The sequence below is a fragment of the Dyadobacter sp. genome (assembly GCF_039919315.1).
In the GTDB taxonomy this organism is placed as follows: Bacteria; Bacteroidota; Bacteroidia; order Cytophagales; family Spirosomataceae; genus Dyadobacter.
On sequence record NZ_JBDSFX010000038.1, the window covers coordinates 53,226 to 64,609 of the forward strand.

The 11,384-nt window shown below is 45.6% G+C and carries 12 protein-coding genes; 7 read left to right on the forward strand and 5 right to left on the reverse strand.

Going from position 1 to position 11,384, the window contains the following annotated elements; all coding sequences use genetic code 11:
- The first annotated feature begins 58 nt into the window (after positions 1-58).
- From ABIO93_RS10770 to ABIO93_RS10780, 3 genes are read left to right on the forward strand one after another with little or no spacing between them, the layout of a single operon-like run.
- Positions 59-1,006 (forward strand): PhoH family protein, encoded by a 948-nt coding sequence (locus tag ABIO93_RS10770; protein ID WP_348067380.1) that lies wholly within the window; start codon positions 59-61, stop codon positions 1,004-1,006.
- On the forward strand, positions 987-2,276 hold the full coding sequence (locus tag ABIO93_RS10775) for a T9SS type A sorting domain-containing protein (protein WP_348067382.1): 1,290 nt from the start codon (positions 987-989) through the stop codon (positions 2,274-2,276). Before ABIO93_RS10770 ends, ABIO93_RS10775 begins: the two co-directional genes overlap by 20 nt.
- 4 nt (positions 2,277-2,280) lie before the next feature.
- Positions 2,281-4,089 carry a ComEC/Rec2 family competence protein gene (locus ABIO93_RS10780; protein ID WP_348067384.1) on the forward strand — a complete coding sequence of 603 codons (1,809 nt, stop codon included), beginning with the start codon at positions 2,281-2,283 and terminating at the stop codon, positions 4,087-4,089.
- Positions 4,090-4,095: 6 nt separating this feature from the next.
- Here ABIO93_RS10780 and ABIO93_RS10785 read toward each other — a convergent pair whose 3' ends face one another.
- Positions 4,096-5,181: a hypothetical protein gene (locus tag ABIO93_RS10785; protein WP_348067386.1), complete on the reverse strand. Its 1,086-nt coding sequence runs from the start codon at positions 5,179-5,181 to the stop codon at positions 4,096-4,098.
- A gap of 70 nt (positions 5,182-5,251) precedes the next feature.
- On the opposite strand from ABIO93_RS10785, the gene ABIO93_RS10790 reads away from it, so the two are divergent.
- Complete coding sequence (locus ABIO93_RS10790; protein ID WP_348067388.1) at positions 5,252-5,728, forward strand: dCMP deaminase family protein; 477 nt, start codon at positions 5,252-5,254, stop codon at positions 5,726-5,728.
- A gap of 66 nt (positions 5,729-5,794) precedes the next feature.
- On the opposite strand, the gene ABIO93_RS10795 is transcribed toward ABIO93_RS10790, so the two are convergent.
- Entirely contained in the window at positions 5,795-6,310 is a 516-nt protein-coding gene (locus ABIO93_RS10795; protein ID WP_348067390.1) for a peptidylprolyl isomerase, read from the reverse strand.
- A 97-nt stretch (positions 6,311-6,407) separates the two neighbouring features.
- On the opposite strand from ABIO93_RS10795, the gene ABIO93_RS10800 reads away from it, so the two are divergent.
- The 3 genes from ABIO93_RS10800 to ABIO93_RS10810 all read left to right on the forward strand — a co-directional run bounded on the left by ABIO93_RS10800 (position 6,408) and on the right by ABIO93_RS10810 (position 9,069).
- Positions 6,408-7,010, forward strand: a complete 603-nt coding sequence (locus ABIO93_RS10800; protein ID WP_348067392.1) for an ACP phosphodiesterase — start codon at positions 6,408-6,410, stop codon at positions 7,008-7,010.
- 70 nt (positions 7,011-7,080) lie between these two features.
- A complete protein-coding gene (gene holA, locus ABIO93_RS10805; protein ID WP_348067394.1) occupies positions 7,081-8,100 on the forward strand; it encodes a DNA polymerase III subunit delta in 1,020 nt (339 codons plus the stop codon).
- 57 nt (positions 8,101-8,157) lie between these two features.
- Complete coding sequence (locus ABIO93_RS10810) at positions 8,158-9,069, forward strand: DNA glycosylase (protein WP_348067396.1); 912 nt, start codon at positions 8,158-8,160, stop codon at positions 9,067-9,069.
- Here ABIO93_RS10810 and ABIO93_RS10815 read toward each other — a convergent pair.
- The 3 genes from ABIO93_RS10815 to ABIO93_RS10825 all read right to left on the reverse strand — a co-directional run.
- Positions 9,061-9,321, reverse strand: a complete 261-nt coding sequence (locus ABIO93_RS10815) for an Ada metal-binding domain-containing protein (RefSeq protein ID WP_348067398.1) — start codon at positions 9,319-9,321, stop codon at positions 9,061-9,063. The genes ABIO93_RS10810 and ABIO93_RS10815 overlap by 9 nt on opposite strands.
- Positions 9,322-9,324: 3 nt before the next feature.
- Positions 9,325-10,026: a 2OG-Fe(II) oxygenase gene (locus tag ABIO93_RS10820; RefSeq protein ID WP_348067400.1), complete on the reverse strand. Its 702-nt coding sequence runs from the start codon at positions 10,024-10,026 to the stop codon at positions 9,325-9,327.
- Positions 10,027-10,128: 102 nt separating this feature from the next.
- Positions 10,129-11,384 (reverse strand): ABC transporter ATP-binding protein (locus tag ABIO93_RS10825; protein ID WP_348067402.1); only part of this gene is annotated, 1,256 nt, incomplete at its 5' end.

Consider the following 11,384-nt stretch of genomic DNA (forward strand, 5'->3'; position numbering starts at 1 on the left):
TGTTGGTTATTATTACTAAATTTTAAGACAAATAGACAAACACTAAACTTTAAATCATTTGCTGGAAAAAATCATCACGCTCGAAGACGTATCAATGGTTGATTTTTTGGGTATTCATAACTCGAATATTAAAGAAGTCGCCGCCGCTTTCCCCGAAAGCAAAATTATCTCCCGCGGAAACGAGATCCGCATCCAGGGTACCGCCCCTGAAATTATCCGGATTACGGATGTAATGGACTCACTGCTCACACATTACCAGAAGTATGGCAAGGTGACGAATGACAATGTGAAAGGCTACCTGAATGGGATAGTCAAATCGCCGGTGGCACATGGGGAAGACGATGATGATGTCATCATCTATGGTAACAAAGGACTGGTAGTCAAAGCGAAGACGCCCAATCAGAGGTTGTTGGTAGAGCAGGCAACTAAGTATGACCTCGTGTTCGCAGTAGGCCCGGCCGGTACAGGTAAAACATATACTGCTGTGGCTATTGCGGTCAGGGCTTTGAAAAATAAGGAAGTTAAGAAGATCATTATTACCCGGCCCGCCGTAGAAGCGGGGGAGAACCTTGGCTTCTTGCCCGGTGATCTGAAAGAGAAAATCGATCCGTACCTGCGCCCGATCTACGATGCGCTCGACGACATGATCGCGCCGGAAAAATTGAAATTATATCTGGAAAGCCGCGTGATTGAGATCGCTCCGCTCGCCTACATGCGGGGACGTACGCTGAACAATGCATTCATCTTGCTGGATGAGGCGCAAAACACCACGCCCATGCAAATGAAGATGTTTCTGACACGTATGGGCCCGGCTTCCAAGGCGATCATTACCGGTGATAAGTCCCAGATTGACCTTCCCAAAAACCTGAGATCGGGATTAATCGATTCACTCACGTTGTTGAAAGGGATCAAGGGGATTAGTTTTGTTGAATTGGATGGCTCGGACGTTGTAAGGCACCGGCTTGTTAAGGATATTCTCGCTGCTTATGAAAAATCGGAGCAGTAGTCTTCTGTTGGGCCTTTTGCTGACTTTGGGCAGCGCTGAGCTGGTATCGGCACAGCTTTTCGGTACATTGCCGGAACGTTGTGCCAGTACACAGCGGGATTCTGTCAGGCTTGCCAAAAATCCCTCTCTGGTCAATCTTCGTTCGAGATCTGAGGAAGTAATAGAACGGCACATTCATGCAAATAGAGTAAATCTGCGAACTTCTGCGGATGAGCTTATTACCATTCCGGTGGTAGTGCATGTGGTCCATAACCAGACTGATCGGGCAGTGGGCGGCGCCAGTAATGTGAACATTTCAGAGGAACAGATCCAAAGTCAGATTGATGTACTCAATGAAGACTACGGCAACACTTCCGGCTACAAAGGATTCTATACCGATTCATTGTCAGTAGACACGAAGATCCGCTTCAAACTGGTAACGGTTTTGCGGACTTTTAATGTCAAAACGCAGTTCAGTCCGATCACCGATGCGGACGATCTTGCGGAGATTTCACCGGCATGGTCTACAAACCGCTACCTGAATATCTGGGTATGCCGCCTGAGTGACCGGTACCTGGGCACATCTCAGTTTCCCGTTGTTACCGAAATTACAGACAGGACCAGTGGTCTCGCTACGTCGGAGAATGAAGAAACCGATGCATTAACCGACGGTCTGATCATCGATTCGAGGTATTTTGGGAGAAACTCATCAGCGATCACCAGCTCGATTTACAACTTGGGAAGGACCACTACGCACGAAGTAGGGCACTGGCTAGGGCTGATCCACATTTGGGGTGATCGGAACTGTGGTACTGACTACTGCAATGATACGCCGACAGCTTTTACGAAAAATGAAACAACCGATCTTACCTGCGCGCCGGTTTATTCACAATGCCGCACCGCTATAACCAGGAATATGATCGAAAATTACATGGATTATTCGCCAGACGCCTGTATGAGCATTTTTACCAATGATCAGAAGGAGCGAATGCATGCGGTATTGGCATTGAGTCCAAGGAGGGTCAAGCTGGTAGAGTTTTCCAAAATCACGGGCGACAAATTACTGGTGGACATTTACCCAAATCCAGTGCATGAGACGCTTTTTGCCAATATTTTTACCCCTAATTTTGAGATTTACACCGTCGGTGTTTTCAATCAAAAAGGGCAACAGATCGTCCCGGATATGACGAATCGTACTAATCTCAACGTAACATCTTTCCCAAGCGGCCTGTACTTCTACAACGTAACGACCGCGACACAGACGATTACCAAACGTTTTGTAGTCCGGTAGGCCTATGCTCGCACGCGCCCCGTTTATCAGTGTAGTACTGTGTTTCATTTCAGGTATCTTGCTGGCTGACTGGCTGATGTCTTTTTTTGATATCAACCAGTTTGTCTTCATTGGTCTGGCATTATTGCTGGGCGTTATCTCCTTTGTTTTTTATTTCAAAAATGCCAAGACAGCATTTGGAGTCAGTTTTTCATTGTTTTTGTTGCTGGTAGCGGCTTATTGCAAAGTATCCGCCGAGGAGAAACGTACAGGCGAAATCAATTCACTTCAAAATATCCGGTACTCGGCCTACGAGGCTGAGATCAGGAGCCTTCCTGAGAAACGTCGCCGTTCATTGCGTTTGGAAGCAACCGTCACCCGTATTTTGTCTGATACTCATTGGGTTGACACTGATATCCATTCATTGATCAGCATTGATGCCGAGTCCGATGTAATTCCAAAACCCGGCGACCGCATTGTCGTTCGGGGTAATCTGGAAAGACCTCTCGAAGCCCTCAATCCTGCGCAATTCGACTATCGGCAGTATTTGCGCAACAAAGGCATCCTTTGGACAGATTATTTGCGGAGCGGCTCGTTTCAGGTCATAACCATTGTTGAACAACAAAATAATCCGGTGGTATGGAGCATTCAGATTTCACAATGGGCTGATCAAAAATTTCGCGAACATATACGGGGGGATAAGGCTTATGGACTGGTTAAAGCCATGTTGCTGGGGCGGCGTGATGATCTGGGCACAGATCAGGTGGACGATTATGTAGCTTCGGGCACCGTGCACATTCTGTCCGTTTCCGGTATGCATGTTGCGATCATATTCCTGGTAATCAGTTTTTTATTAGGTTGGGTCAAGCGCTGGAAGTACGGTCGATTTGTGTACCTGTTTTTGGTGATCCTACTTTTGGGTTTTTACGCTGTGGCTACTGGCCTTCCGCCTTCTGTTCAGCGCGCTACATTAATGTGCATTGTATTTGTAATAGCTGAGGTTTTCAGCAGAAAGCATCAGGCGATGAATACATTAGCGGTATCTGCATTCCTCATTTTACTGTTTGATCCTTCCGCATTGTATGATGTGGGTTTCCAGCTTTCTTACCTGGCGATGTCTGGAATTTTCCTATTATACGAACCGATATTAAGTATCTATAATCCTGAAAATCTTGGTAATCCCGGAAATCGTGTCCTAAAGTATCTCTGGCAGGTAACAGCATTGTCACTAGCGGCTCAGCTGGCTACATTTCCATTGAGTTTATATTACTTTCATCAATTCCCGACCTACTTCTGGCTGGTGAACCCATTTGTGATTTTGTTCACCAATATTCTGCTGCCAGCTGCCATCGTGCTGCTTTTGGTAAGCACTATTCATGTGATATGGATACAATGGCTTGTCGGTAAGGTGGTAGAAATAACAGCCTGGCTGACTGACTTTTCAGTAGCTGTACCAAAGTTGCTACCGGGTTATTTAATCGAAAATCTTCATCTGGGTCTATTGGAGGTGGTATTCCTGTACGTATTGTTGCTGATGATATGGTACGCCTGTTTTGCAAAAGAATATAGCTATCTCAAATACGCCTTCGCAGTATCAGCATTGTTTGTCACCCATTCGGTTTGCATGAGTCTGATCACGTATACAGACCATGATAGCGTGGCGCATCGGGTTCCCAAACATGCTGTGATCAGCTTCAAGCATGGCCGGACATTGTACATTGCCTGCGATTCGGGATTTCCTGCCGATCGGGGTGCCTATGATTTTTATATCAAAAATTATGCAGTCAGTAAGGAAATTGGCGATGTCGTTTTCGTAGTTCCCAAAGCGAATTAAGCCAAATTATTGCACTGAATACACTGTGGAGATCTGGTTGGCTATTTTCCTATCCCAGAATGCTTGTACCGAATCATTCAGTCCGTGGCCGGTTTCGCCATCGTATTGCTCCTGGTCATGGTTCATTTCCCTGAATGCTTCCAGAAACTGGTACTGTATCTCACTATCATAATCTTCCATGGTGAGGTCAGCTTTTCGGAGCCTGTCTTTGAATTTTTCAACAACCAGTCTGGTAATGTCGAAATGGATCTGTTCGTGCCTCAATGTGCCTGCATTACGCGAATCTGTGCGCGCCCAGGACATGCTTTTGACCATAAATATTTTGAGACCGATTTCAACAACCAGGTCATCATCCTTGGGATAGGACCTGCCCTCATAACCAAAACTTGTAAAAACGGCTGCTGCATACCGGCTGCCGGGTTTCCCGTTTCGTACCTTGAAATCGTCCCAGATAAGCGGACGTTTGGGGGAATAAAAGACGGTATCTTCCGCGCTGGTCGTACTGATCTCTTTGAAAACCAGCAGGAGGTTTCTGGCCAATGCCGGGTTTTTACCAGCATTCTGCGTCATCCATTTTTGGAAATGTGTTAACGACTGATCCAGGAGCTGTTTGACGAGCTTAGCATAATCATAGTCTCTTTCGGGGCGGGTATAGTTGGCGGCGGTTTGATAGTTGGTTAGTTCCACCGGCTGCATATTGCGGTACCATCTGAATTTGATCGACAACTTAATCTCGCCAGTCACTTTATTCGGCCCGACGCGCTTTTCATTGAGCGATAAATCCTTGATTGTAATGTATAATGGCAGGTATGTCTGCTGTTTTTTTGGTGCAGCGAAAGACCAGTAGTTGAAAAGCTCCCTGTCCGCCCTGGCTGGTAGTACCACAGGTATTTCTTTTCCAAGAGCGATCACCTTTCCCATGGATGCACCTGGATTGGTGCGCTGATCTTCCACGTCCTGAATGAAAAATTTATACGACTTAAACAACGCTGCCGGCTCTTTGTTGAGATCTAAAACGACCCTTTCCTGTTGCGAAAACACAGGAAAACTGGTTACTACCCATAAAAGACTTAGCAAAACACGCTGTATCATACTTACCAAACAATGTTGAATCCAGTTGCCATTTATATAAGTTTGCAATAAATTTCTATTGAAACAACGAATGACATTACTTACAACGAATTTGCGGCCTGAATTTGATGAGATTTATATGGAGTTGGCAAAAAATCTTGCCCAACGCTCACATTGCATAAAAGCGCAGGTAGGTGCCGTGCTTACTAAGGATACCCGGATTATTTCAATTGGCTACAATGGGCCGCCCGCTGGGACACATAACTGCGACGAAGAATTTCCGGAAACAGGTTGCCCGAGAGACGCAAAAGGAAGCTGCTCACTTGCATTGCACGCAGAGCAGAATGCTATTCTTTTCGCGGTGAAAAATGGCTCCAATATTGAAGGATCAACACTTTTCGTAACCCTGGCGCCTTGCATTGCCTGTGCGAGGGTAATTTACACGATGAAAATCAAAAAGGTAATATTCTTAAATTCCTATGCAGCTTATAAAGGAATCGCGGTGGAAGAGGGAGTGGAGTTTTTGAGACGTTTCGGTGTGGAAGTGGAGCAGTACCAGGTTCAATGATTGAATGATTGAATGAAGAATTTTTATTCAGTCATTCAATCATTCGCTAATTCAATCATTAAATAATTAATGATGATGCACGCCGCCCGCTCCATGAACGTGGCCGTGGCTGATTTCCTCGGCAGTTGCAGGCCGTACCGAGAGGATTTGTCCTGAGAAATGCATTTCTTTTCCTGCCAATGGATGATTGAAGTTCATGATCACCAGGTCTTCTTTGATTTCAACAACCTGACCGTGCATTCTTTCACCGTCTTCGTTGGTCATTGGTATAATGTTCCCGATTTGAAGCAATTCCTCCTGGTCTACGTCTTCCATTTGGAATACGGCTTTGGGCAGCTCAACAATTGCTTCCTCATCAAATTCACCGTAGCCTTCTTCGGGAGCCACAACAAATTCAAAAGTATCACCTGCCGACAGGCCTTGTATCTGATTTTCAAAGCCTTCCGGAAGACCGCTGATACCTTGGATGAAATACATCGGGTCTTCTTCCGTTACCACTTCAACCACATCCGTTTCTCCTTCCGTATCCGGAATACGCAGGCTGTATATCAATGCTACGACGCTATTTTTTTCGACTTTCATTTGCTAGTTTGATTAAAATAATGGTTGTTGTAAAATAATTGTTCCATCAGAATTGGCAGGAACAAACGTACGGCAAATTTGCCAAAATGTCATTTGTATGAATTTTTTAGCACACATCTTATTGTCTGGCAAAGAGGAGGGAGTGATCATGGGAAACTATGTCGGCGATTTCATAAAAGGACGTTTAACTGATGAGAAAACTGCTACCTGGAACAAGAATTACGTCATTGGACTCAGACTACACAGGTTCATTGATTTTTTCACAGACACGCATCCGCAGGTACATGAAGCCAAAGATATCGCCTCCAAAGCGCAGGGAAGGCTGGCTGGCATCGTGATGGACATTTACTTCGATTACTTTCTGGCAAAGAATTTCAATGATTATCATCCTGAACCATTGTTTGCATACGCACACGGAATTTACGCATTGATCGAGCGGAACGAACATCTGATTCCGGAAGATATGATTCCGATGGTACGCTCGATGATCAGGCAGGACTGGCTCACGACTTATGCAACCATGGAGGGCATTGACATTACTTTTCAGCGACTCTCCCGACGCGCTCCCTTTCTGGCGCCTATCCGTAATGCTATCAGCGATTTGCGCGAGAACGAAGCGTTTTACTACGAGAAATTTTTGCTTTTTTTTCCAGAACTTCAAAAAAGTGCTGATCAGTTTATTCACGAAAATGGAGGTTAAAATCAGTGAGAACTGGTAAATTTGAAACTGCATTCATCTCAAATTCTCCCGGCGTGCCGGAATTTTTACAATGGCCCAGACACCGGACATCATTCTCAAAGAAATACGAAGCAAAAAATACAAACCGCTCTACTTTCTGCACGGGGACGAACCTTTTTACATTGATTCTATCGCTGATGAGTTGGAAAAAAGAGTAGTATCAGAATCGGAGAAGGGATTTAACCAGTTTGTATTATATGGAAAGGACACTGACGTGGCGGGTGTACTCAGCTACGCACGGCGATTTCCATTTATGGCCGAGCGACAGCTGATCCTGGTAAAGGACGCGAACAAACTGGGCGGTATAGAGCAAAAGGAGCAACAAGCCAGGCTGGAAGAGTACGCATTGCATCCATTGAACAGTACCGTGCTGGTATTTTGCTTTCATGCCAATGCCGACGAGCGGAAAACATTCATCAAGGCTTTTAATACCAATGGTGTGGTCGTGCAATCCAAGAAGATGTACGACAATAAGTTACCCGACTGGGTTTCGTCATTTTGTCAGCAGGAAGGGGTTAAGATCAGCCCGAAAGCGGTTCAAATGCTGGTGGATAATATCGGTAATGACCTGAAACGCATTTCCAATGAGATTGCCAAGATCATGGTGAACCTTCGCGTGGACGAAGGCATTGATGCGGCGGCAGTTGAAAAATTCGTGGGCATTAGCAAGGAGTATAATGTATTTGAATTCCAAAAGGCATTGATGATTCGGGACGTGATGAAGGCGAACCAGATCGCGACTTACTTTTCCGCTAATTCGAAGGACAATCCATTGGCGCCGATCCTGATCATTTTATTCGGGTTTTTCTCCAAACTGTTGCTCACCCACGCGAGCAGGGACAAGACGGAAAAAGGCCTTTCAGCCGAGCTAGGCGTGAACCCATATTTTGTGAAGGACTATTTGCTGGCTTCGCGCAATTATCCGCTCCCCAAAGTCGTCAATATCATTCACTACCTGCGCGAATGCGACGGCCGGATGAAAGGGCTGGACGGCGTCGCGACTTCGGAAGGGGAGCTTCTCAAAGAATTGGTTTTCAAAATCATTCACTAGCCACAATGCCGCAAGAATCAGGTTTTGGAGGGGTAGGATCAACGGTAATTTTGATGCATGGATCATAATCAACAGATTTTAGTACCGATACCGGCGCTTTTCAGCTTTCAGGAATGTCTCTGGTTCCTGAACAGGAATTACGATGACTGCCTACACATCATCCGCGATAATACCATTTATAAAGCACTTGAAATCAATGGTGAGCTCGTCCTGATGTGCATTCGGGAAGAGGGATCATTTCTCGCCATAGACATTTTGAAGGGCGATTTACCCACGGAAAGTAAGGGCTATCTGATCAATTATGTGACCGAATGGTTTGATATGCAAAGAGATATCCAGCCATTTTACGATCTCATGCGGCTGGACGGGCGCCTGGCATATATGACCGAGGATTTTAAAGGTCTGAGGCTGATCGGCATTGATAACCTTTTTGAAGCGATTTGCTGGTGCATTATCGGGCAGCAGATCAATCTGTCATTTGCCTACAAAGTGAAAAGAAGGCTTGTGGAGCGGTTTGGTAGCAAGATTGAACATGAAGGAGAGCAGTTTTTTGTTTTCCCAGCCGCGCAGATACTGGCTTCGGCGGACATGGATGAACTGAAAAGTATGCAGTTTTCGGAGAAAAAGGCCGAATATGTGATCGGTATTGCCAAAGCATTTGCCAATGGAAGCCTCAGTAAGAATGCCATCGAAGCATTGCCTGATTTTACATCAAGAAAAAAAGCATTGACGGACCACAAAGGTATCGGTGTCTGGACGGCCAATTATGCGCTAATGAAGTCATTGAAGGAGCCCGAAGGCATTCCGCACGGCGATATTGGTTTGTTGAATGCGCTTTCCAATCATAATATCATTCAGGATCGGAGCGAAACGCCCAAAATAGAGGCACTTTTCAGCGCATTCAAGGGGTGGGAGAGTTACCTCGTGTTTTATCTCTGGCGCAGTCTGACGGTCAGGGACCTATCGTAATATTTTCCAATCCTGGTATTCCTTTTTCATGCAATGTCCGCACGGGCGGTAGCCATTCGCAATGGCTTCTTGCTCTGACGAAAAGAAAACCCTGTTTTCAACTTTCATTCGCTTTCCCGACCGGCATGCTAATGTTCCGTAGATTTTCAGGTTTTTGTTTCCTCCCAATGTTACTAAGCCATTATCAATTAGCGCTTTAAGCTTTCGGCTTGTAGCAAATGACGGCTTTCCTATCTCCGAATGTCTGATCATGAATTAGCTCAATGCATCGTGAAAGATAATGCCTAATGTATAGCGATTTCCTTCGTGAACTTCGCTCACGCCATGCTTCATATTGACACGGTAGTAGCCTTTGCTGCCTTTAACTGGCCTGAAATTGGTTGTGAAAAGCAAAATATCCCCCTGTTGGGGTTTGAGGACAATGGCTTTGGATTGCGCACGTGGTGTCTGTTGTGTCAGCACAAATTCACCGCCGGTATAGTCACGGTCGGACTGGTTTAAAAACAGCACCATTTGAATTGGGAAGAACACATCGCCATACAGATCCTGGTGCAATGTATTGTGCCCGCCTGCACCGTATTTGAGGATTAGTACCGTTGGTTTGGTCTGCCCGACCTCGTGACATTGTTTGCGAAACTCATTGAAATGTTCCGGATATTCTTTGGGAATGTTGAGTACCTCCATCCATTTGTTAGCCACGGGTGCGAGATTGGGATAAAAGCTTTCACGCAAATGCTGGATAATGTGTGGCAACGGATAGCTCAGGTACTTGTATTCACCCAGTCCGAAACGGTACCGCTCCATCACAATGGTTTTCCGGTAGAGCGATTTGGTGTCGTATTGTTCGATCAGCTCATTGCATTGGGCCGGTTCCAGTACATGGCTCACCAGCGCATAACCGGTGCTATGCAGGCTATCCTGAATGAGCGGCCAATTCAATTCTTGGGTATCTTTCATAAAATTGGGATAATCCTGTCAAAAACTTTTTTTGTTTCTGACAAAATTACCCCGGGTAGTATCCTTACGAAACCTGAATCTTGCTAACCTTTAAATTGACGATCAGGCTGACAAAACCCGTTCGGTTTTGCGTTCTCCGATCTGCTGGCGCCACATGGCATAGTATAATCCTTTTTCTTCTAAAAGAGCGTCATGACTGCCAGTTTCAACGATTTTGCCTTTTTCCAAAACATAAATCCTGTCTGCGTGCATGATCGTGGACAACCTATGCGCGATCATGACGGTGATGTGCTGGCGCTGATCGGTAATATTGCGGATCGTGTTGGAAATTTCTTCCTCAGTAAGCGAATCCAATGCCGACGTAGCTTCGTCGAAAATGATCAGGTTGGGATTTCTTAGCAGGGCACGAGCAATGGAAAGTCGCTGACGTTCCCCACCCGACAATTTCAAGCCGCCTTCGCCGATCACGGTATCAATGCCACTGTCGGCCCGGGAAAGCAGATTGTAGCAAGCCGCTTTCATCAGTACATCATTGATCATTTCGTCGGTAGCGGTTGGGTTCACAAACAGCAGGTTTTCCTTGATAGTACCTGAGAAAAGCTGCGTATCCTGCGTTACAAAGCCTATTTTGTTTCTTATTTCATCAAAATCAATGTTGTTGCCATTGAAATTATTGTAAAAAACATTCCCGGCATTAGGATGATAAAGCCCTACCAGCAACTTCACCAGCGTGGTTTTACCCGACCCGGAAGGGCCTACAAATGCGATAGTTTCGCCGCGTTCGACGTGGAATGAAATGTCTTCCAATGCAGGGCGTGTGGCAGTTTGATGCTGGAACTTCACATTGTCAAACCGTAGGGCTTCGATTTCGCTGATACTGTCTGGATTAGCAGGTTTATGCTCTACCGGCCTTGCTAGCAACGTTTGCAGGTTGTTCAATGAAGCTTCGGCCTCTCTATAGGACATGATCACATTACCCAATTCCTGTAACGGTCCGAAGATGAAGAAAGAATAGAATTGCATCATCATCATCTGACCGACGGTGATTTTGTCCCGAAAAACAAAAAACAACAGCGCGAACATGATGCATTGCTGCAAAAAGTTGACGAATGTGCCCTGAATGAAACTGATCGAACGAATGCTTTTAACTTTGCGAAGTTCCAGTTTAAGGATTTTGAATGTCGTCGTATTAAGCCTGGTGATTTCCTGTTGCGTAAGTCCAAGACTTTTAACCAATTCAATGTTCCTTAAAGATTCAGTCGTGGAGCCAGCGAGCGCGGTGGTTTCCTTGACGATATTCTTCTGAATGGCTTTAATCTTGCGGCTCAATACGCTAGTGAGAAAGGCAAGTACTACTG